Here is a 21572-nt window from a genome sequence, read left to right as displayed (position 1 = left end):
CGATACCGCCAACCCGCCCCGCATGATCAAGGGGTTTACGCCGTACGGCGTAAACCCCTTGATCAGCGTGTCACTGCCGGATCAGGCGCGAACCTTTTCCCGCATCTCGAAGGTCTCGATGACGTCGCCGACCTGGACGTTGTTGTAACCACCCAGGGTCAGACCACACTCGAAGCCCTCGCGAACCTCGGTGGCGTCGTCCTTGAACCGCTTCAACGAGCTGATCGTGAGGTTGTCCGCCACGACCGCCCCGTCTCGCAGCAGTCGCGCCTTGGCGTTGCGCCGAAGGACACCCGACCGGACGATGCAACCGGAGATGTTGCCGATCTTGGACGAGCGGAAGACGTCGCGGATCTCCGCGCTGCCCAGCTCGACCTCCTCGTACTCCGGCTTGAGCAGGCCCTTGAGCGCTGCCTCGATCTCCTCGATGGCCTGGTAGATGACGGTGTAGTACCGGATCTCCACGCCCTCGCGGTCGGCCATCTCACGGACCTTGTTGGAGGCCCGCACGTTGAAGCCGATGATCGTGACCGGCTCGGACGAGGCACTCGCGAGCATGACGTTGCTCTCGGTGATCGCGCCCACGCCACGGTCGAGGACCTTGAGCTGGACTTCCTCGGGGATGTCCAGGTTGAACAGCGCGTCCTCGAGAGCCTCCACCGAACCGGAGACATCGCCCTTGAGGATGAGGTTGAGCGAGGTCTTCTCGCCCTCCTTGAGCTGCTCCATGAGCGTCTCAAGGGTGGCCCGACCACGGGAGTTGGCGAAGGACGCCGCCCGCCGCCGTGCCTGCCGCTGCTCGGCGATCTGCCGCACCGTGCGGTCGTCCGCCGCGGCGAGGAACGTGTCGCCCGCGCCGGGAGGCGCGGTCAGACCCAGCACCATGACCGGACGCGCCGGCCCAGCCTCGGTGAGCTGGTTGCCGTTCTCGTCGAGCATGGCCCGAACCCGGCCGTGCGCCCCACCGGCGACGATCGAGTCGCCTGCCCGCAGGGTGCCCTTCTGCACCAGCACCGTCGCCACCGCACCGCGGCCCTTGTCCAGGTGCGCCTCGATGGCCACACCCTGGGCCGGCCCGTCGATCGGAGCGGTCAGCTCCAGCGACGCGTCGGCGGTCAGCAGGACAGCCTCGAGCAGCTCCTCGATGCCGATGCCCGGCTTGGCTGCCACGTTGACGAACATGGTCTCGCCGCCGTACTCCTCGGCGACCAGGCCGTACTCGGTCAGCTGCTGGCGGACCTTGTCCGGGTTGGCGTCCGGCTTGTCGACCTTGTTGACCGCGACCACGATCGGCACGTCGGCCGCCTTGGCGTGGTTCAACGCCTCGATCGTCTGCGGCATCACACCGTCGTCGGCCGCGACGACCAGGATCACGATGTCCGTGACCTGGGCACCACGAGCACGCATGGCGGTGAACGCCTCGTGACCCGGGGTGTCGATGAAGGTGACCGCCCGGTCCTCGCCCTCGTGCGGGACGTGGACCTGGTACGCACCGATGTGCTGGGTGATGCCACCCGCCTCACCGGCCACGACGTTCGCCTTGCGGATCGCGTCGAGCAGCTTGGTCTTACCGTGGTCGACGTGACCCATGACGGTCACCACCGGCGCACGGCTGACCAGACGCTCCTCGGCCACCTCCGCGTCGAGGTCGATGTTGAACTGCGCGAGCAGCTCGCGGTCCTCGTCCTCCGGGCTGACGATCTGGATGTCGAAGCCCAGGTGCTCACCCAGCAGGTGCAGGGTGTCGTCAGAACAGGACTGGGTCGCGGTGACCATCTCGCCCAGGTTGAACATCTCCTGGACCAGCGAACCCGGGTTGGCGTTGATCTTGTCCGCGAAGTCGGACAGCGAGGCGCCACGGGAGAGCCTGACGATCTGACCCTGACCCCGGGGAGCACCCGAGCTCATGGTCGGAGCCGACAGGTTGTCGAACTCCTGTCTGCGCTGCTTCTTGGACTTGCGACCGCGCGTCGGCCGGCCACCCGGACGCCCGAAGGCACCCGCAGCGCCGCCGCCACGGCCACGACCACCCGCACCCGGGCGACCGCCACCACCGGACGGAGCACCCGGACGGAAACCGCCACCGGGAGCACCGCCGCCGCCGCCGGGACCGCCACGGTAGCCACCGCCACCGCCGGCACCCGCGCCCCCACCAGGGCCGCCTCGGTAACCGCCACCGCCACCGGCGCCACCGCCGGGACCGCCACGGAAGCCACCGCCACCGCCGCCACCACCGGGACGACCAGCGCCACCGCCACCGGGGCGACCAGCGCCACCGGGACCAGGGCGACCGGCAGCCGGACGCTGACTCGGCATGGACGCCGGGCTGGGCCGCGGCGGCATCGAGTTCGGGCTCGGCCGCGGCGGCATGCCCGCCGGGCTGTTGGGACGGGGGCCACCCGCACCCGCGGCCGGGGGCCGCTGCTGCTGGCCACCCTGAATGCCGAACGGGTTGTTACCGGCGCCACGCGCCGGCGGGCGACCACCAGGTCGGGCACCCGGACCCGGAGCCGGCGTGCTCGGACGAGCTGCCGGTGAACCGGGACGAGGGGGCATCGCGGCCGGACCCGGCCGAGGGCCGGGGCGGTTGCCGCCGTCTGCCGGGGGCTCCCGGCGTACGGGGTTGTCCCGCTGCTGCTGGCGGGCGGCCTGCGCGGCCTTGACCGCGGCCTCCTGCTCAGCCTTCAGCGCGGCGGCACGCGCCTCCGCGGCCGCCACCTCGATGTCGTGGGCACTCGCCGGCTTGGCGACCGGAGCCGCGGGCTGCGGTGCACCAGGCACCGGACCCTTCGGCTTCGGGCCGGGAGCCGGCGCGGACGGCCGCCGGGGCGGCATCGGCTTGGCCGAAACCCGGGGCGCGCCCGGGGTCGGGGCCGTCGTCGGGGTCGGGGTCGAAGCCGGCGTCGACGCGGGCGCCGACGGAGCGGCGGCCGGTGCCGGAGCACCGGCGGACGCGACGAATGCGTTACGCAGTCGCCGGGCGACGGGCGCCTCGACGGTGCTCGACGCGGACTTCACGAACTCGCCCATTTCCTTCAGCTTGGCGAGAACGGTCTTACTCTCGACCCCGAGCTCTTTTGCAAGCTCGTGTACGCGGGCCTTGCCTGCCACTGCACTCCTCACTCCGAGGTCGTGCGGGCAGCACCCGCAGCGACCTCACTCGTGCACTTGAAGCCTGGTCATTTCAGGGACTTCATCGTGTGCTCATGTCGGTCGTCCTACCCTGCTAGCGACCCTCGCCCGGTCGGGCTGACCGGACGTAGTGGTTGGCGCATCGACGTGCTCCGCCAGCACACCGTGGTCAAGGACCTCGGTGATGCGCAACGCACGCCCGAAGGCGCGGCGCCGCACCGCCAGCGCGAAGCAGGCCGGATCCGGGTGCATGTTCGCTCCCCGACCCGGCAGCCTGCGAAGCGGATCAGGCCGGAGGCTGTAACCAGCCTCGTCCCTGACCGCGACTATCCGCAGCAATTCGCTGGCCGGCGCACGTTGCCGGCAACCCACACAGGTGCGCTCCGGCAGCGCGCGTCGTACCACTGGAAGAAGTCTACCCCTAGCTGCCCGAGATCGCTCCGCCCGGCTCCCGCACGTGATCAGCCGACCCTCGCGCGGCCGGGGCGGCCTGCTCCGCATCCGAGCGAATGTCGATCCGCCAACCGGTCAAGCGGGCAGCGAGTCGGGCATTCTGCCCCTCCCGACCGATGGCGAGCGAGAGCTGGAAGTCGGGGACGGTCACCCGGGCGGCCCGATTGGCCAGGTCGACCACCTCGACCCGCAACGCCTTGGCAGGTGACAACGCGTTGCCGACGAAGGTGGCCGGGTCGTCCGACCAGTCGATGATGTCGATCTTTTCGCCGTGCAGTTCGCTCATCACGGCGCGCACCCGCTGGCCCATCGGGCCGATGCAGGCGCCCTTGGGATTCACACCGGGGGTGGTGGAGCGTACGGCGATCTTCGTACGGTGACCTGCCTCACGGGCGATCGCGCCGATCTCCACAGTGCCGTCGGCGATCTCCGGCACCTCCAGCGCGAACAGCTTCTTGACCAGCGCCGGGTGCGACCGGGACAGGGTGATCTGCGGCCCGCGCATGCCCTTGGCCACGTGCACCACGACGCAGCGGACCCGTTCACCGTGGGCGTACCGCTCACCGGGCACCTGCTCGGACTGCGGCAGCACACCCTCCAGCTTGCCCAGGTCGACGCTGACGATGCCCTTCTCGGTGCGCGTCTCGTGCGCCTGCACCACGCCGGTGACCAGGTCACCCTCGCGGCCCACGTACTCACCGAAGTGCACCTCGTCGGTGGCCTCCCGCAGACGCTGGAGGATCACCTGCTTGGCGGTCATGGCCGCGATGCGGCCGAAGTCGTGCGGGGTGTCGTCCCACTCCCGCACCAGGCTGCCGTCGGCGTCCATCTCCTGCGCGTACACCAGGGCGGCGCCGGACTTACGGTCGATCTCCACCCGGGCGTGCGGCTCGGCGCCGTCGGTGTGCCGGTAGGCGGTCAGCAACGCGGTCTCGATCGCCGCGAGAATCGTGTCGAACGGGATTTCCCGCTCGCGCTCGAGTGCGCGCAGCGCCGCGAGGTCGATGTTCACCTCTCCTCGTCCTCCACATCATCTTCGTCGTCGATGTCGTCTGAATCGTCGATCTCGTCTGAATCGTCCGCGTCGTCGAACTCCTCGTCCGGCTCACCGAGTTCGGCGAGCCGGGTGAACTCGACCTGCACGCGGCCCGGGCCCAGCTGGGCGTACGCCCAGGAGGTGCGGCCGTCCTCGGTCTCCAGCTGCACGCCCTCGTCGTCGGCCGCGATCACCCGACCGGTCAGCTGGCGGTCGCCGGTGGGCTGCTCGCCGCGCTGTTCGGGCAGCGCGGCCGCGCCCCGGACGGTGACCTTGACCAGCCGGCTCACGTTGCGCCGCCAGTGCCGGGGCAGGGTCAGTGGCCGGTCGACGCCCGGCGAGCTGACCTCCAGCTGGTATTCCCCGGCGACGATGTCGCCGCCGGCTTCCTCCGCGGCGTCCAGCGCGGCCGAGACCGCCCGGGAGACGTCCGCGACGGCGTCCAGGTCGATCCCGCCGTCGGCGTCCACCATAACGCGCACCACGTGCCGGCGACCGGCCCGGGAGACCGTCAGGTCCTCCAGGTCGTAACCGGCGTCGTTGACGACCGGCTCGATCACAGCTCGTAGTCGGGCACGTCGCCCGGCGAGATCACCACCGCGGGAACCCGCGGCATCACGGGGTCGACCTGTCGGCCTGGTGGCACGGCCACGCTGCGTCATCTCCGCACCCTTTCCCTGGTCGACGGTGATCGGCCATCCCGCCATGCCGGCACGCCACCGGAGCGGACACGCCGGTGGCTGCGCAGAGCGTAACGCGCCTGCCCGGCAGCGGACCGGGCGGCGCACCGACGCCGGTCGCCCCTGGACCGACGCCGATGGTGTTGACTTGCCCGGTGGGGATCGGCAGAACGACACAGCGCGACCAGGCATCCGGACATTCCCGGCGAAAGTTGCTGCGCGGCGGGGCGCTGCTGGTGCTCGGCGGCGTCGCTGCGCCGCTGACCGGCTGTGATCTTTTCGACCGTGACGACGAGCCGGCGCCACCACCGGACCCGCTGCGCCCGATGGTGGACGAGTCACTGGCGCTGGCCGAGGCATACCGGAGTGCGGCCACCGCTCATCCCGACCTGGCCGACCGGCTCGGCCCGATCGCCGAGGCGCACACCGCACACGCCACCGAACTGGCCCGGGTGATCGGCGTCGCCCTGCCGTCGGCGGCGGCCACCGCCCCCACCACCGCCCCGGCGGCCGAGCCGGCTGGCGCGCTCGCCGCACTGCGCGCCCTGGAGAAGACCGCCCAGCAGTCCGCCACCCAGGCCTGTGCCGCAGCGCCAGCGGAACGGGCCGCGCTGCTCGGGTCGATCGTCGCCGCCCGAGCCACCCACCAGGAGGCACTGAAGTGAGGCAGCCGTCCTCCGGCGAGGCCCTCGCCTCCGCCCTGTCCGCCGAGTACGCGGCCATCTACGCCTACGGGCGGATCGGCGTCCGGCTCACCGGCGCCGCCCGGGAGGCGGCGCACCAGGCGGAGGCCGCGCATCGACGCCGACGCGACACCCTCGTGGTGCAGCTCACCACCGCCGGCGGCGTCGTGCCTCCGGATCGCGCCGGGTACGCGCTGCCGTTCCCGGTCACCGACCGGGCGAGCGCCCTGCGGCTCGCCGCCGAGGTCGAGGAACGCACGGCAGCGCACTGGCGGGCGGCTCTGGCGTCCACCACCGGCACCGACCGGGACCAGGCGTTGGCGGCCCTGGTCGAGTACGCCGTGCGCGCCACCCGGTGGCGTAAGACGGCCGGGTCGACCCCGCTGACTGTCCCGTTTCCCGGACGTCCGGCCTGAGCGGGTCCACTCCGGTTGCGGTGCGCATACCAGGTATGCATACTCCGTTGCCATGTCCATCCGTCACGGGTTGCTCGCCCTGCTCGAACGCGGCCAGATGTACGGCTACCAGCTGCGCGCCGCGTTCGAGGAGTCGACCGGCTCGACCTGGCCGCTGAACATTGGGCAGGTCTACACCACGCTGTCCCGACTGGAGCGCGACGGTCTGGTGCGCCCGCTGCCGGAGAGCGAGGCCGGGCAGCGCCCGTACGAGATCACCGACGCCGGCCGGGCGGACCTGGCGCTGTGGTTCGCGACCCCGGTCAGCCGAACCGACCGGCCCCGCGACGAGCTGGCGATCAAGCTGGCGTTGGCGCTGACCACCCCCGGCGTCGACGTCCGCTCCGTGGTGCAGGCCCAGCGCAGCGCGACCATGCGCGCCCTGCAGGAGTTGACCCGGTTGAAGTACGGCAGCAACCGACCGGAGGACCTCCCCTGGCGCCTCGTGCTGGACTCGATGGTGTTCCAGGCCGAGGCCGAGGTGCGCTGGCTGGACCACTGCGAGACGAGCCTGGTCCGGCACCAACCCAGTGATCAGGCACCCGCACCTCCCCGACCGGGTGACGCCGACGCACGTGCCGCTGCCAGATGGGCCGGCGAGGAGGCGCGACGGTGAGCGGGTCGGACGACGGGGTGCTGGAACTCCGCGCCGTCCACCGCACCCACGGCGCCGGACCGGCGGCGGTGCACGCGCTGCGCGGCGTCAGCCTGGCCGTCCGGCCCGGTGAGCTGGTCGCCGTGATGGGGCCGTCCGGCTCCGGCAAGTCGACGTTGCTGGCCCTCGCCGGAGGGCTGGACCGCCCGACCGGCGGCGAGGTCCGGGTCGAGGGGCAACCGCTGGGGGCACTGGACCGGCGCGGGCTCGCCCAACTGCGTCGCCGCCGGATCGGCTACATCTTCCAGCAGCTCAACCTGCTCGGCAGCCTGAGCGCACTGGAGAACGTGGCGCTCCCGCTGGAACTCGACGGCACCAGCGGCCGCCGGGCCCGGGCGCTGGCCATGGCGGCGCTCACCGAGGTGGGTCTGCCCGCACTGGGTGACCGCTTCCCGGACCAGCTCTCCGGCGGCCAGCAGCAGCGGGTGGCCATCGCCCGCGCACTGGTGGGAGAACGCCGACTGGTGCTCGCCGACGAGCCCACCGGGGCACTGGACTCGCAGACCGGTGAGGCGGTCCTCCACCTGCTGCGCCGCCGGATCGACGCGGGCGCCGCCGGCGTGCTGGTCACCCACGAGGCGCGACATGCCGGCTGGGCCGACCGGGTGGTGTTCCTCCGCGACGGGGTGCTGGTCGACACCACGGCACCGTTGGGCAGCGTGGAGCAACTGCTGTCCGGCAGCGACCGGTGACCATCCGCCGGACCAGGCACGCCCCTGGCCGGGTGGACGCCCCCACGGCGGAGCCGGTCGAACCACCCGCTCTCGTCGGCCGACGGCGGATCGCCGAGCTGACCGGCTCCTGGCGGACGGCGCTGCGCATCGCCCGGCGGGAGTCCCGTCGGGCCCGACGACGGACCGCCCTGGTGCTCGCGATGATCGCCCTGCCGGTGGCGGCGCTGGCCTTCCTGGCGGCGAGCTACGACATGGCCGAGCTGACTCCGCAGGAACGCGTCGACCGCCGGCTCGGCGTGGCCGACGCGGAGCTGCGCTGGATCGCCGGCAACCCGGTGGGACAGGACGAGCGGGGTGAGGGCTGGTTCACGCGGGACGACACGTACCTGCCTCCCGCGAAGGCCACCGCGGCCCAGTTGACCGCGCTGCTCGGGCCCGGAAGCCGGGTCACCGAGGTACGCACGTACATCACCCTGACGCTGCGCGGCCCACACCGCGACGAGGACGTGAGCGGGCGGGCGCTGGACCTCGACGACCCGTTGGCCCGCGCGCTGGTGCGGTTCCGGGCCGGCCGGGCGCCGCAGCAGCCCGGCGAGGTCGCGGTCAGCCCGGCGGCGCTGCGCCGCCTGGACCTCCACCTCGGCCGCGCCGTCGCCCTGGCCGACGGAAGCAGGGCGTACACAGTGGTCGGTGTGGTCGAGTTCCCCGACGATCTCGGCCCGTTGGTGGCGTTGCACCCGGGAGCCGCACCGCCGACCGGTCCCGAGACGGACAGCGTGTGGCTGGCGGACATACCCGGAGCCGTCGACGCCGCCCTGGTGTCCCGGCTCAACGACCGGGGGGTGGTGGTCACCCCACGTCCCCCGACCCAACCGGACCGGTCTTGGCTCGGCTCGATCAACCTGGGCGACACCAACGACCTCAGCACCGGCGTGCTGATCGCCGGCCTCGGGCTGCTGGAGGTCGTACTCCTGGTCGGGCCGGCGTTCGCCGTCGGCGTCCGTCGCCGTCGGCGGGATCTGGCGCTGGTCGCGGTGGCCGGCGGGGACGCCGCCCAGCTCCGCCGGGTCGTGCTGGCAGACGGAGTGGTGCTGGGTGTGCTGGGCGCCGCCGCCGGCCTGCTCGTCGGTGTCCTCGCGGCGTTCGCCGCTCGTCCCCTGGTGGAGCAGTACGTGTTCGGCGCGCGCTTCGGCGGGTACCGCTGCTGGCCCGCGGCGCTGGTGCTGCTCGGTGGGGTCGCGGTCCTGGCCGGGGTGCTCGCCGCGCTGGCACCGGCCTGGTCGGCCGCCCGGCAGGACGTCAGCGCGGGGCTCACCGGGCGACGTACCCCACCGGTGTCCCAGGCCCGCTGGCTGGCCCTCGGCCTGGGACTGGTGGCCGGCGGGGCCGGGTTGGCGGCGTTCGGGGCCGCCCGGACCTCACCGGCGGTGATCCTCACCGGCCTGATCCTCGGCGAACTCGGCCTGGTCTGCTGCACGCCCACACTGATCGGGGTGCTCGCCCGCCTGGGTCGGGTGTTGCCACTGGCCCCCCGGATCGCGTTGCGCGACGCCAGCCGCAACCGGGCCGCCGCGGCGCCGGCCATCTGTGCCGTGATGGCCGCCGTCGCCAGCAGCGTCGCTCTCGGCGCGTACCTCGCCAGTGACGGTGAGCGCGACGCGCGCGCCTACCAGGCGGCGCTGCCGGTCGGCCACGTGCGGGTCGACCCGATCGAGTCGACCCGGCAGCCCACGCTGACCCAGGTCGCCGCCGCGGCCCGGGAACAGTTGGGCACCCGCGCTGTCGCCCCGCTGCACAGCCTGGGCTGCGGGCCGGCGAGCACCGGCTACTGCGAGGTCACGCCCGTGCTCCCGGTGGAACAGGCCTGCCCCTGGCAGCCCCGGGTCGGCCTTCCCGAGTCCGACCGCCGGCAGGCCCGCGCCGACCCCCGCTGTCGCATCCGCGAAATGGACTACTTCGGCGGGTACGTGCAGACCGGGGTGGACGACGGGACCGCTCTGCCACTGCTCACCGGCGCGGACCCGGCGACGACCGCCGCCGCCGCGGTGGTGCTGCGCGCCGGTGGCGTGGTGGTGACCGACCCGCGCTACCTGCACGACGGCCTGGTGACCGTACGCGTCAACGAGGTGGAGGCCGGACCGGACCCGCCGACCGGTGTCCGCGACCTCCCGGGGTACGCGCTGCCCCGGGCGGTCGGCCCGCCCCGCCTGCTGCTGTCCGCGACCGCGGCCCGAGAACTCGGCCTGAGCTGGTCCCCGGCCGGCTGGGTGATCGGCACCACCAGTGCGCCCGACGAGGACCATCGGAAGCGCTTCGCCGCCGCCCTGCGGTCCTTCGGGACGGTCTCGCTGAGCGTGGAGTACGGCGGTGCACCCCGCGACGTGTCACCGCTGCTGCTGCTCCTCGCGGCGGCGGCCGGTGTGATCACGGTGGGGGCGGCGGGGATCGCCACCGCGCTCGCCGCCGCCGAGGGGCGCGCCGAGATGACCACCCTCGCGGCCGTCGGCGCGGCACCCGCGTTACGCCGGCTGCTGGCGATCTGCCAGGCCGGGGTCATCGCCGGACTCGGTTCGGTGCTCGGCATCGTGGCCGGGTTGGGCACCGCCGCGATCGTGCTGTTCTCGGTCAACCGGCAGTACGCGGACGACTGGCCGTTCGCCGACCCGTACCCGATCCTGGTGCCGTGGCCCGCGCTCGGGGTCCTGGTGCTGGTGCCGGTGGTGGCGATGCTCGGGGCCGGCCTGTTCACCCGCGCCCGGCTGCCGATCGAGCGGCAGATGGACTGACGCCGCCCAGTGACCGGCCGGTCGGCGATCCCGGCGCGTACGGGGGGTGCCGCCGGAGCCCGGCAGCGGGCAGACTGATCCGCGTGTCAGTGCTGGGAACTCTCACCCGTCGGGTCGGTCACCACCGCTGGTTCGGTGCCGCCGCACGCCTGCTGGTGCCCGCCGACCGGGTGGTCGGTCGGCTCACCCGGGGCCGGGTGGTGGCACTCGGCCTGATCCCCTCCCTGGTCATCACCACGACCGGCCGCCGCTCCGGAAAGCCACGCAGCAACCCGCTGCTCTACGTGCCCGACGGCGACGCGTACGTGGTGATCGGTTCCAACTGGGGGCAGACGCAGCAGCCCGGCTGGGCGATGAACCTGCTCGCCAGTCCGGCCGCCGAGGTGGACGTGAAGGGCCTGCGGGTCCCGGTGCGGGCCGACCTGGCGTCCGGGGCCGAACGCGACCGGCTGTGGGAACTGCTGGTCACCGAGTGGCCCGCGTACCGCACCTACGTGCAGCGGGCCGGCGGCCGGGAGATCCGCATCTTCCGGCTGGTGCCGACCGGGCGCGGCGCACCGGTCGGCCCGCCGCCGGCTGGCTAGGCTGACGCTCGGTAGCCGAGGCGAGGTGGTCCCGTGAGCGCGAGGAGTGAGCCGGGCTTGCGAGCCCCGCAGTCGCGAACAAAGGCGGCCCCGTGAGCGCGAGGAGTGAGCCGGGCTTGCGAGCCCCGCAGTCGCGAACAAAGGCGACCCCGTGAGCGCGAGGAGCGAACAGGCTGGCGGCCGGGACCTCGATGATCGACGGTGGACGGTCGCGGAGCGGGTCGCCGAGGCGGTCCGACGGCGGTTTCCGGCGGACGTGCTCGCGGTCGCGGTGCACGGGCCCCTGGCGCACGGCGACGACGACGGCGGTGGGGACCGCGAGGCGGGGATGCTGGTGGTCACCTACCGGTCGGGCGCGGGTCCACCGCCCGCGACCCGGCGGGTGGACGGGGTGCTGGTCGACCTGACCGTGGCCGCCGCCGAGGACTACCTGGCACAGGCCCGGGTGCTCTCCCCACTGTGGCCGTTGACCGCCGACCGGTACGTCACCACGCAGGCGTTGCACGACCCGACGGGCTGGTTGCGGACGCTGCGCGACGAGCACCTCGGCCGGTTGGCGAGGGCCCGGCCGGCGGAGTTCAGCACCGCGGCGCGGCAGGCCTGGTACAGGGGCAGCGCGGCGCACGCCCGGGCGGCCCGCCTGGCCGAGTGGTACGAGACCGATCAGGCCCTGCTGATGCTGGGTGAGGCCCGGTTGGCGGCGGCCACGGTGACCGGTCTGCTGAGTCGCACCTACTTCCGTGATCCCGGGGACGCGGTACGACGCACCGGGTTGGCCGGCGCGGACATGACCGAGGTGGGTGTGGTGCTGGCCCGGCAGGCCGAGGAGCTGGCCGCCCGTGGTCGTGGGGTGGACGGCACTATCGACGAGCTGCTCACCGGTTGACCGGTGTCACAGCCCGCCCTGCACGCCGATCAGCGAGCCGATGAGGTAGGTGGCGCCGGCTGCGGCGGCACCCAGCAGCAGTTGGCGTAATCCGCTGGTCCACCAGGGCCGGTTGGTGAAGCGGGCCACCACCGCGCCCGCGACGAACAGCCCGAGCCCGCCGACGGCCAGTGCGAGCCACAGCTCGGTGGCGCCGACCAGGTAGGTCAGTAGCGGGACCAGTGCGCCCAACGAGAAGAACAGGAACGACGAGATCGCCGCGGCCCACGGGCTGGGCTGGTCGTCGGGGTCGACGCCCAGCTCCTCGCGGACGTGCACCCGCAGCGCCTCCTCGGGGTCGCGCCGCACGGCTTCGGCGACCTGGGTGGCGAGATCGCGGGGAAGGCCGCGGGCCACCCACGCGTCGGCCAGCTCCCGGGCCTCGGCCTCGGGGTGCCGTTCCAGCTCCCGCCGCTCCTTGGCGACCTCGGCGGCGACCTGTTCGTTGGCGGAGCGCACGCTGGTGTACTCGCCGAGCCCCATCGAGATCGCACCGGCGACCAGGCCGGCGGAGCCGGTGAGCACGATGCTGTGCGACGAGACCCCGCCGCCGCCGACGCCGGCGATCAGGGCGATGTTGGTGACCAGGCCGTCCATCGCGCCGAAGACGGCAGGGCGCAACCAACCGCCGGAGACGTCCGCGTGATGCGCCTCGCGCAGGGCTGCCGGGGCGTCGGTCACGGCGCCTGCCCTTCGTTCGCGACTGCGGGACTTCGCTTCGCTGCGTTCCTCGCGCTCACGGAAGGGTCAGGATCTCGTGACCGCTGTCGGTCACCACGATGGTGTGCTCGAACTGGGCCGTCCACCTGCGGTCCTTGGTGACCACGGTCCACCCGTCGTCCCACATGTCGTACTGGTAGGTGCCGAGCGTGATCATCGGCTCGATGGTGAACGTCATTCCCGGTTCCATGATGTCCGTGGGGCGCGGGCTGTCGTAGTGCGGAACGTAGAGCCCGCTGTGGAAGGACTCGCCGATGCCGTGGCCGGTGAAGTCGCGGACGACGCCGTAGCCGAACCGCTTGGCGTACGACTCGATGACCCGGCCCACCACGTTGATCTGGCGGCCCGGGGCGACGGCGCGGATGCCGCGCATCATCGCTTCGTGGGTGCGCTCGACCAGCAGTCGGGCTTCCTCGCTGACCTCTCCGACGCAGAAGGTGGCGTCGGTGTCGCCGTGCACCCCGCCGATGTACGCGGTCACGTCGACGTTGATGATGTCGCCGTCCTGCAGGACAGTGGAGTCCGGGATGCCGTGGCAGATGACCTCGTTGAGGCTGGTGCAGCAGGACTTCGGGAAGCCCTTGTAGCCCAGCGTCGACGGGTACGCGCCGTGGTCGCAGAGGAACTCGTGCACCACCTTGTCGATCTCGTCGGTGGTCACGCCCGGCTTGCAGTGCTCGCCCGCGAGCTGGGTCGCCTGGGCGGCGAGCCGGCTGGCGATCCGCATCTTCTCGATGGTCTCCGGCGTCTGCACGTGCGAACCGCGCCACTCCTGCGGGCGCTTCTTGCCCACGTACTCCGGTCGGGCGATCTGGGATGGCACCGGTCGCAGCGGGGAGAGCGTGCCTGGTGTCAGCGGCGGGCGAACGGTCATGCGACAAGCCTATCGCCGGGGCGGCTGGTGACCCGCGCCACGGCCGCCCGGGAGTGGTTGTTGCCCAGCCTGGTCGGCTGTGCCATGGTGTCAGCGTGGATCAAGGTGGAGCACCGCCAGTCTTCTCCGCCAGCGCGGAGATCGATGGTGACCACCTCCACGTGGTGGTGGCTGGTGAGGTCGACATGGCCACTGCCGACACCATGCTCCAGACCGCGCTGCGCGAACCCGCCGGGCAGATCACCCTGGACCTGAGCGCTGTCACCTTCTTCGACTCGGCCGCCATCCATGCTCTGGTCCGGCTCGCCCAGCAGTTTCCGGGCGCGCTCACCGTCCTGCCGTCCCGGCAGGTCCGCCGGGTGCTGGAGATCTCCGGCCTGGGTGAGCAGACCTGGCTCGACCCGGCCTGAGAGACCCCGCCGGGCGCACTGTCAGTCCCGCAGCTGCCGGCGCAGCGTCACCTCGGTGCCCTCGTCGGTACGCCGCACAGTGAGGTCGCCGAGCGCCCTGATCAGGGACAGGCCGCGCCCCCGGAAACCGGAGTCGGTCGACTCGCGCCACTGCCCGCTGTCGCGCACGGTGGCCGTCACCGTCCGGTCCTCGATGGCCACCTCCACGCTGATCATGGCCTCGGCGGGGTGGATCGGGTGCTCGATGGCGTTGGCGGCGGCCTCGGAGACCGCGACGGTCAGGTCGAACACGTCCGTCTCGTTGACGGCGTGCGCGACCAGGAAGTCCTCCAGACGCTTACGCAGCACACTCAGCCGGGTCGGGTCCGCCGGCAGTCGCAACGCGAAACGGTTCAGCTCCACCGCCTCCAGTGCGAGGACCGCCACGTCGTCGCGGCGCGGCCGACCGGCGACCCGCTTCACCACCGCGTCGATCAGGTCCGCCATGTGCTCGCTGGGGGACGCCGCATCGACGCGCAGCTGGGCCATCCCGGCGTCGATGTCGAGCTGGCGGTCCTCGATCAGCCCGTCGGTGTAGAGCAGCAGCCGGCCGCCGGGCGCCAGCTCCCCCTCGATCGCCTCGTACGTCGCGCCCGGGATGGCGCCGACCGGTGGACCGAGCGCCCGGTCGTGCAGGAACGTCACGTCGCCTCCCGTGATCAGCAGCGGCGACGGGTGGCCGGCGCTCGCGTACCGCAGACGGCCGGTGCGCGGGTTGAAAAGCAGACAGACCACCGTGGCGAAGGATCGGCGTTCGGTGGACACGACCAGTCGGTTGAGGCGGGTCAGCGACTCCCCCGGGTCGTAGCCCTCCAACAGGTACGCCCGCAGCGCGTTGCGCAGTTGTCCCATGGCCGCAGCGGCCTGGACACCCTTGCCCACCACGTCGCCGATGACCAGCACCAGTTCGTCCTCTTCGAGGGCGATCGCGTCGTACCAGTCGCCGCCGACCTCCACGTCGGCGCTGCCGGGCAGGTAACGGCTGGCCACGACCGCTCCCGGGAGCCGAGGCAGCGACCGGGGCAGCAGGCTGTGCTGCAACGTGCTGGCGATGCGGTGCTCGGCCTCGTAGAGCTGGGCGTTTTCCAACCGCACCCCGACCAGGCGGGCCAGCTGGGTCAACGCGGCCTCGTCGGCCTGCGTGTCGTCAGCGGCCGGCCCCCAGACCCGCAACTCGCCGAGGGGCTTGCTGGTGGTGCCGGTCAGCTCGGCCACGAAGGACGGGTCGGTGGCGGTGGCGCCGCCGGTGTCCGCCTCGCCACGGGCGCCGGTCGCGGTGACCACCACCCGGGCGGCCTCGGCGAGGCTGAGCGCGTGCCCGGCGGCCACCTGGAGCACGTCGCCGGTCGAGCGGGCGGTGTTGACATCCACCGCCGCGTCGGCCAACGCCCGGAGCCGACGGATGATCTGGCCACGGAGCTGACCCAGCTCGACGTTGGCCCGGACCCGGGCGATCAACTCCTGGCCGGTGAACGGCTTGGTGAGGTAGTCGTCGGCACCGACGGACAGACCGGCGACGGCCTCGGCGGAGCCGGCCCGGGCGGAGAGCAGCACGATCGGCACATGACGGGTACGCGGGTCCGCGCGCAGCGCGCTCACCAGCCCGAACCCGTCCAGCCGGGGCATCATCACGTCGGTGAGCACCAGGTCGAACCCGCCCTCGCGGGCCAGCTGCAGGCCGGCCAGCCCGTCGCTCGCGGTGACCACCTCCCAGGTGGGCGAGAGCAGCCGGGTGACGTGTTCGCGCAGGTCCACATTGTCGTCGACGACCAGGATCCGACCGGCCGGAGCGGCCGCCGTCGGTCGGCTGTCGAACTCGGCTGCCGGCTCGACGCCGGTCCACAGCGCGGTCTCCGCCACATAGAGCCGGGCCTGCTCGGGCTCACCCGCGGGCAGCGGGCGGAACGCCGCCACATGGTCCGCGGGCAGGTGGGCCGACCCGAACGGCACGGTCACCGTGAAGGTGCTGCCCCGGTCGACCTCGCTGGTCAGCCCGACCTCACCGCCGTGCATCTCGACCAGCTCCCGGACCAGTGCCAGACCGATCCCGGTGCCCTCATGGGTGCGTGCACGCACCCCAGGCACCCGGTGGAACCGCTCGAAGACGTGCGGCAACTCTTCCGGCACGATGCCGATGCCGCTGTCTGTCACGTCCAGCCGGGCCACGCCGTCCACGGCCCGGACCCGCACCCGGATCTCGCCGTCGAAGGTGAACTTGACGGCGTTGGACACCAGGTTGAGGACGATCTTCTCCCACATGTCCCGGTCGACGAAGACCGGTGCCGGCAGCGGCGGGCAGTCCACCACCAGCCGCAGCCCGGCCCGCTCGGTGGCCGAGCGGAAGGTGCTGGCCAGCCGGGCGGTGTAGCCGGCGAGGTCGGTGGGCTGATAGCGGGCGGCGAGCCGGCCGGACTCCAGTCGGGAGAAGTCCAGCACGGTGTTGACCAGCTTGAGCAGGCGCAGCGCGTTGCGGTGCATCATGGTGAGCCGCTCGGTGTCGGCGGCGGGCAGCGCCGGGTCGGCCAGCATGTCCTCCAGGGGGCCGAGCACGAGGGTCAGCGGGGTGCGGAACTCGTGGCTGACGTTCGCGAAGAAGTTGGTCTTCGCCCGATCCAACGCCGCCAGCTCGGCGGCGCGAGCCCGTTCCTGCTCGTACGCCCGTTGAATGCCCGCCGCCCGGGAGATCTGGGCGGCGACCAGGTCGAGGAAGTCGCGGTAGTCGTCGTTGAGCGGTAGCTGGCGGGCCACGCCGACGACCAGCGCGCCGACCGTCTGGTTGGTCGCCGTGAGCGGCAGCACGAGGGCCTGGCCGGCGGCGTCGGCCGGCGGTGCATCGAGCAGCTCGGTCACCTCGACCGTGGCGGGCGCGCCATCGGCGATCACCCGGGTGAGCAGCTGAGACGTGACGTCGACGGCGGGCGGGGCGGTGCCGGTGGCGCCAGACAGGGCGAGCTGGCCGCTGTCGTCGGCCAGGTAGATCAGGGCGAACGGCAGATCCGCCCGGTGCCGGCCGAGCACCGTGGCGGCGGTCCGGCCGAGTTCGGCGGTGCTGCCGCTGTCGTTCAGCTCGGCACCCAGTTCGGCGAGCGCCCGCAGCCGACGCTCGCCGAGCACCCGCCCGGTGGTCTCGTTGACGATGCAGTAGACGCCACTGACCGACCCGTCGTCGCCCAGGATCGGGTCGTACGAGACGTTGAAGTAGGTCTGCTCGACGAAGCCGTACCGGTCCAGCAGGAAGGGGTGATCCTCTCCGCGGTAGGAACGCCCGGTGCTCCGGACGCCGTCGAGCAGCGGGCCGAGCACCGCCCAGGTCTCCGCCCAGTGCTGGCGGGCCGGCTGGCCGATCACCTGCGGGTGCTTGGCACCGATGGTCGGCCGGTAGGCGTCGTTGTAGAAGGCGGACTGCTCGTCGCCCCAGAACATGACGATCTGTGCACTGGAGGCGAGCATCATGCCGACCGCGTTGGAGAGCGCCAACGGCCAGCGACCGGGCTCGCCGAGCGAGCTGGTGGACCAGTCGAAGCTGCTCAGCCGCTCGCCCATCTCGCCACCGGACGCGAACGCCGCTGCCAGCATCGGGGGGATCTCGCGGCCGGACACGAAGGGATGCCCGGCGTCCCCGCCCCCCTGAGCCGAGCTCATGCAGCCTCCCGCTCCGGCCGTACCCCTCGACCGTTGATCTTCACCCGCCGTGCCTCGACTTGTACCCAAGCGGACCAGCAACGTAACGCATCACGACAGTCGGACGCTGTTTACCTACGCCTGAGCGGTCGGGCACCGGACACTGCGGGCCCGAGGCGGCGTCGGACGGCGGTCGCAGAGGCGCCCCGACACGTCAGAAGACAGGCAGCCCGTCGATGCTCGCCGCGTTCCTGGTGGCCCGGTAGACCACCAGGTCATCGGCCGTACGACGCGAGTGCGAGGTGAGCAGCAGATCACGTTCGGCGCGGAAGTCCATCAATGGCACCGCGTAGCCGCAGGAGTCGCTGACCCGCTCCACCTCGACCGTGATCACCGCCCGGACGGCGTGCACGTCCGGCGGTGCGGGAAACTCGGCGAGCCGGTCGGCGAAGGCGTCCTCGGTCACGGCGACGCTGCTGCCGCGACCGTGCAACCGGACGATCTTCGGCGGCCCGTCGAAGGCACAGAACATCAGCGTGATCCGGCCGTTGTCCCGCAGGTGGGCGATGGTCTCCGCCCCGCTGCCGTGGTAATCGAGGTAGGCCACCCGGTGCGCCCCGAGGATCACGAACGTGCCCCGCATGCCCTTCGGCGAGACGTTGACGTGGCCCTCCGCGCCGGACGGCGCGGTGGCCACGAAGAAGACCGCCTGGGCCGCGATGAAGTCACGCAGTCGAGCGTCGATCTCCGGATAGACCTTGCCCATACGCTGATCCTCCCACTGGCGGCACCAGCGCGCGGGGGCGATGTCCGTCACACCCACCGCCGATCCGCTGGCCAGCGGCCCCGACCAGGGCGGTGATCGGACGAGGGTCCGGCTCGTTCTCCGGGTGCCACTGCACCCCCAGCACGAACGGTCGGGCCGGGTCCTCCACCACCTCGACCACGCCGTCCTCCGCCCAACCCGTCACCGACAACCGGCCCGGGTCGGCGACCGCCTGATGGTGGTACGAGTTGACCCGGTCCACCCCGGCCAACACCGTCGCGGCCAGGCTGCCCGACGCGAACCGCACCTGATGGCTGCCATACACACCGGGCGCCGGACGGTGTGCCTCGTGACCGACCACATCGGGCAGATGCTGGTGCAGTGTCCCGCCGTAGGCCACGGCGAGCAGTTGCATCCCCCGGCACACCCCCAACACCGGCAGCTCGGCGGCGAGGGCGGCGGTCAGCAGGGTCAACTCACCGGCGTCCCGGTCCGGCCGGTCCTCGGTACGCGGGTCGGGCCGCTGGCCGTACCGCCCCGGACCCACGTCGGCGCCACCAGCCAGCAGCAGCCCGTCCAGGACGGCCACCACCTCGCCGTCCACGTCGTCCGGGGGCAGCACCACCGCCCGGCCGCCCGCCGCCGTCACCGCCCGCACGTACGCCGCCGGCACCAGCACGGCCGGCACGCCCCTCCAGACCGCCCAGTCGGCCGGTTCGACGTACGCGCTGATCCCGATCAGCGGCCTCGCGCTCACAGGGCTGCCAAGGTTCGCGACTGCGGGGCTCGCAAGACCGGCTCACTCCTCGCGCTCACAGTGCCGGCCTCTTTCGCGACTGCGGGGCTCGCAAGACCGGCTCACTCCTCGCGCTCACAGTGCCGGCCTCGTTCGCGACTGCGGGGCTCGCAAGACCGGCTCACTCCTCGCGCTCACAGTGGGGTGACGTAAGCGCCCGTGATGCCGCCGTCGACCACGAACTGCGCGGCGGTCATGAACGAGGCGTCGTCGCTGGCCAGGAACGCCACCGCGGCGGCGATCTCCTCGGGTTGCCCGAAGCGGCCCATCGGCACGTGCACCAGACGACGGGCGGCCCGCTCCGGGTCGGCGGCGAACAACTCGAGCAACAACGGGGTGGCCACCGGGCCGGGGCAGAGCGCGTTGACCCGGATGCCCTCGCGGGCGAACTGCACACCCAACTCCCGGGTCATCGCCAGCACGCCGCCCTTGCTCGCGGTGTACGCGATCTGCGACGTCGCCGCGCCCATCAGCGCCACGAACGAGGCCGTGTTGATGATCGACCCCTTGCCCTGGCGGCGCATGTGCGGAATCGCGTACTTGCAGCAGAGGTAGACGCTGGTGGTGTTGACCCGCAGCACCCGCTCCCACGCGTCGAGGCCGGTGTCCAGGATGGAGTCGTCGTCGGGCGGCGAGATGCCGGCGTTGTTGAACGCGATGTCCACGCTGCCGTGCCGGTCGACCACCCCGTCGAAAAGGTCGCGTACCGCCGACTCGTCGGCGACGTCGGCGCGGACGAACTCGCCGCCGCACTCCTCGGCGGTCTTCTCGCCGGCCGCCACGTCGATGTCCACGCAGACCACCCGGGCCCCCTCGGCGGTGAACCGCCGGACGGTGGCCAACCCGATGCCGCTACCCGCTCCGGTGACAACGGCCACCCGGTCCTGCAATCGACCCTGCACTGGCGTCACTCCTCTGTCGCGATGAACACGTTCTTGACGTCGGTGAAGGAGTGCAGCGCGTCCGGGCCCAGCTCACGGCCCAGCCCGGAACGCTTCATCCCGCCGAACGGGGTCCAGTAGCGCACCGAGGAGTGCGAGTTGACGCTCAGGTTGCCCGACTCGACGGCGCGGGCCAGGCGCAGGGCCCGACCCACGTCCCGGGTCCAGATCGAGCCGGAGAGCCCGTACTCGGTGTCGTTGGCGAGCCGGACCGCGTCGGCCTCGTCGTCGAACGGCAGCACCGAGACCACGGGGCCGAAGATCTCCTCCCGCCAGTGCCGGTCGGCTGGCGAGTCGGCCAGCAGCACTGTGGGGGCGTGCCAGAACCCGGGGCCGTCGGGGCAGGAGCCGGTGAAGGCGACAGTCGCCCCGGTCAGGTAGCCGGCGACCCGGTCGCGCTGGGCCGCGGAGATCAGCGGACCCATCTCGGCGGTGTCCCGGGACGGGTCCTCCACCCGCACCGCGCGTACCGCTGGTTCGAGCAGTGCCAGGAAGCTGTCGTACACCGGGCGCTGGACCAGGATCCGCGACCGTGCGCAGCAGTCCTGGCCCGCGTTGTCGAAGACCGCGCCCGGCGCGGTCGCGGCGGCGCGCTCCAGGTCGGCGTCGGCGAACACGATGTTCGCGCTCTTGCCGCCCAGCTCCAGGGTGAGTCGCTTCACCTGAGCCGCACAGCCGGCCATGATCCGGGTGCCGACCTCGGTGGAGCCGGTGAAGCAGATCTTGCGGACCGCCGGGTGGCTGACGAACCGCTCCCCCACCACCGCGCCCTCGCCCGGCACGACGATGAACACGTCGCCGGGCAGGCCTGCCTCGCGGGCCAGCTCGGCCAGCCGCAGCGCGGTCAGCGGGGTCAGCTCGGCGGGTTTGAGCACCACTGTGTTGCCGGCGGCGAGGGCCGGGACGAACCCCCAGGCCGCGATCGGCATCGGGAAGTTCCACGGGACGATCACGCCGACCACGCCGAGCGGCTCGTGGAAGGTGACGTCCAGCCCGCCCGGCACCGGGATCTGCCGCCCGGTCAACCGCTCGGGCGCCCCGGCGTAGTAGTCCAGGACGTCCCGCACGTTGCCGGCTTCCCACCGGGCGTTGCCGATGGTGTGGCCGGAGTTGCGGACCTCCAGCGCGGCCAGCTCGTCCAGGTGCGCGTCCACCACGGAGGCGAACCGCCGCAGCAGGCGTGACCGGTCCCCGGGAGCCACCCTCCGCCACGCCTCGAACGCGGTGGCCGCCCGCGAGATCGCCTGGTCAACCTCGTCGACGGAAGCCCCCACAACCTCCTGAAACCCCACCCCGGTAGCCGGGTCCACAACCAGAGTCACGCCCCCACCCGCCCCTCGTT

Annotated in this window: 19 protein-coding genes; 8 read left to right on the top strand and 11 right to left on the bottom strand. The window is 72.4% G+C overall.

The features are described 5' to 3' along the window. Positions 1-81 precede the first annotated feature (81 nt). From infB to rimP, 4 genes are all read right to left on the bottom strand, one after another. A complete protein-coding gene (gene infB / locus FBZ33_RS05840; protein ID WP_141908265.1) occupies positions 82-3111 on the bottom strand; it encodes a translation initiation factor IF-2 in 3030 nt (1009 codons plus the stop codon). Positions 3112-3204: 93 nt separating this feature from the next. Continuing rightward, complete coding sequence (locus tag FBZ33_RS05835) at positions 3205-3537, bottom strand: YlxR family protein (protein WP_088946704.1); 333 nt, start codon at positions 3535-3537, stop codon at positions 3205-3207. Positions 3538-3553: 16 nt separating this feature from the next. Beyond that, positions 3554-4597 (bottom strand): transcription termination factor NusA, encoded by a 1044-nt coding sequence (nusA, locus tag FBZ33_RS05830; RefSeq protein WP_141908264.1) that lies wholly within the window; start codon positions 4595-4597, stop codon positions 3554-3556. Beyond that, a complete protein-coding gene (gene rimP, locus FBZ33_RS05825; protein WP_141912429.1) occupies positions 4594-5283 on the bottom strand; it encodes a ribosome maturation factor RimP in 690 nt (229 codons plus the stop codon). Before rimP ends, nusA begins: the two co-directional genes overlap by 4 nt. Before the next feature lie 230 nt (positions 5284-5513). Between rimP and FBZ33_RS05820 the strand changes: the two genes are divergently transcribed. From FBZ33_RS05820 to FBZ33_RS05790, 7 genes are all read left to right on the top strand, one after another. Continuing rightward, complete coding sequence (locus tag FBZ33_RS05820) at positions 5514-5966, top strand: hypothetical protein (RefSeq protein ID WP_141912427.1); 453 nt, start codon at positions 5514-5516, stop codon at positions 5964-5966. Then, positions 5963-6400, top strand: coding sequence for a ferritin-like domain-containing protein (locus tag FBZ33_RS05815; RefSeq protein ID WP_141908263.1), 438 nt, complete (start codon positions 5963-5965; stop codon positions 6398-6400). Before FBZ33_RS05820 ends, FBZ33_RS05815 begins: the two co-directional genes overlap by 4 nt. Before the next feature lie 52 nt (positions 6401-6452). After that, positions 6453-7055 (top strand): PadR family transcriptional regulator, encoded by a 603-nt coding sequence (locus tag FBZ33_RS05810; protein ID WP_088946700.1) that lies wholly within the window; start codon positions 6453-6455, stop codon positions 7053-7055. Beyond that, positions 7052-7786 (top strand): ABC transporter ATP-binding protein, encoded by a 735-nt coding sequence (locus FBZ33_RS05805; RefSeq protein WP_255508728.1) that lies wholly within the window; start codon positions 7052-7054, stop codon positions 7784-7786. The genes FBZ33_RS05810 and FBZ33_RS05805 overlap by 4 nt, the downstream gene beginning before the upstream one ends. Continuing rightward, positions 7783-10554, top strand: coding sequence for an FtsX-like permease family protein (locus FBZ33_RS05800; RefSeq protein WP_141908261.1), 2772 nt, complete (start codon positions 7783-7785; stop codon positions 10552-10554). Before FBZ33_RS05805 ends, FBZ33_RS05800 begins: the two co-directional genes overlap by 4 nt. 83 nt (positions 10555-10637) lie before the next feature. Further along, a complete protein-coding gene (locus FBZ33_RS05795; RefSeq protein ID WP_141908260.1) occupies positions 10638-11138 on the top strand; it encodes a nitroreductase family deazaflavin-dependent oxidoreductase in 501 nt (166 codons plus the stop codon). A gap of 151 nt (positions 11139-11289) precedes the next feature. Continuing rightward, entirely contained in the window at positions 11290-12024 is a 735-nt protein-coding gene (locus FBZ33_RS05790) for a hypothetical protein (RefSeq protein ID WP_099851270.1), read from the top strand. Positions 12025-12030: 6 nt separating this feature from the next. Here FBZ33_RS05790 and FBZ33_RS05785 read toward each other — a convergent pair whose 3' ends face one another. Both FBZ33_RS05785 and map read right to left on the bottom strand, forming a co-directional pair. Further along, positions 12031-12744, bottom strand: coding sequence for a VIT1/CCC1 transporter family protein (locus FBZ33_RS05785; RefSeq protein ID WP_141908259.1), 714 nt, complete (start codon positions 12742-12744; stop codon positions 12031-12033). 55 nt (positions 12745-12799) lie between these two features. Next, on the bottom strand, positions 12800-13657 hold the full coding sequence (gene map, locus FBZ33_RS05780) for a type I methionyl aminopeptidase (RefSeq protein ID WP_099851267.1): 858 nt from the start codon (positions 13655-13657) through the stop codon (positions 12800-12802). A 95-nt stretch (positions 13658-13752) separates the two neighbouring features. Here map and FBZ33_RS05775 point away from each other — a divergent pair, with 95 nt between their 5' ends. Further along, a complete protein-coding gene (locus FBZ33_RS05775) occupies positions 13753-14067 on the top strand; it encodes an STAS domain-containing protein (protein WP_179782588.1) in 315 nt (104 codons plus the stop codon). A gap of 21 nt (positions 14068-14088) precedes the next feature. On the opposite strand, the gene FBZ33_RS05770 is transcribed toward FBZ33_RS05775, so the two are convergent. The 5 genes from FBZ33_RS05770 to FBZ33_RS05750 all read right to left on the bottom strand — a co-directional run bounded on the left by FBZ33_RS05770 (position 14089) and on the right by FBZ33_RS05750 (position 21552). Beyond that, positions 14089-17748: a SpoIIE family protein phosphatase gene (locus FBZ33_RS05770; RefSeq protein WP_141908258.1), complete on the bottom strand. Its 3660-nt coding sequence runs from the start codon at positions 17746-17748 to the stop codon at positions 14089-14091. A 193-nt stretch (positions 17749-17941) separates the two neighbouring features. Further along, a complete protein-coding gene (locus FBZ33_RS05765) occupies positions 17942-18493 on the bottom strand; it encodes a pyridoxamine 5'-phosphate oxidase family protein (RefSeq protein ID WP_088946691.1) in 552 nt (183 codons plus the stop codon). After that, entirely contained in the window at positions 18453-19250 is a 798-nt protein-coding gene (locus tag FBZ33_RS05760; protein WP_141908257.1) for a gamma-glutamyl-gamma-aminobutyrate hydrolase family protein, read from the bottom strand. Before FBZ33_RS05760 ends, FBZ33_RS05765 begins: the two co-directional genes overlap by 41 nt. Positions 19251-19423: 173 nt before the next feature. Beyond that, positions 19424-20191, bottom strand: coding sequence for a 3-oxoacyl-ACP reductase (locus FBZ33_RS05755; RefSeq protein ID WP_141908256.1), 768 nt, complete (start codon positions 20189-20191; stop codon positions 19424-19426). Between the two features lie 5 nt (positions 20192-20196). Further along, the gene (locus FBZ33_RS05750) at positions 20197-21552 is read right to left on the bottom strand and encodes an aldehyde dehydrogenase (protein ID WP_141908255.1); all 1356 of its coding nucleotides are present in this window, start codon (positions 21550-21552) and stop codon (positions 20197-20199) included. Positions 21553-21572: the final 20 nt, after the last annotated feature.

Origin of the sequence: Micromonospora sp. A202 (assembly GCF_006715105.1) — a bacterium.
GTDB lineage: Bacteria > Actinomycetota > Actinomycetes > Mycobacteriales > Micromonosporaceae > Micromonospora > Micromonospora zamorensis.
Note: the sequence above shows the minus strand (reverse complement) of the source record. Positions and strands in the feature narration are given on the sequence as shown.

Excerpts from the sequence above, each read along its gene's own strand:
- rimP (WP_141912429.1), bottom strand. The coding sequence starts at position 5,283 with ATGACGCAGCGTGGCCGTGCCACCAGGCCGACAGGTCGACCCCGTGAT.
- FBZ33_RS05810 (WP_088946700.1), top strand. The coding sequence starts at position 6,453 with ATGTCCATCCGTCACGGGTTGCTCGCCCTGCTCGAACGCGGCCAGATG.
- map (WP_099851267.1), bottom strand. The coding sequence starts at position 13,657 with ATGACCGTTCGCCCGCCGCTGACACCAGGCACGCTCTCCCCGCTGCGA.
- FBZ33_RS05770 (WP_141908258.1), bottom strand. The coding sequence starts at position 17,748 with ATGAGCTCGGCTCAGGGGGGCGGGGACGCCGGGCATCCCTTCGTGTCC.
- FBZ33_RS05765 (WP_088946691.1), bottom strand. The coding sequence starts at position 18,493 with ATGGGCAAGGTCTATCCGGAGATCGACGCTCGACTGCGTGACTTCATC.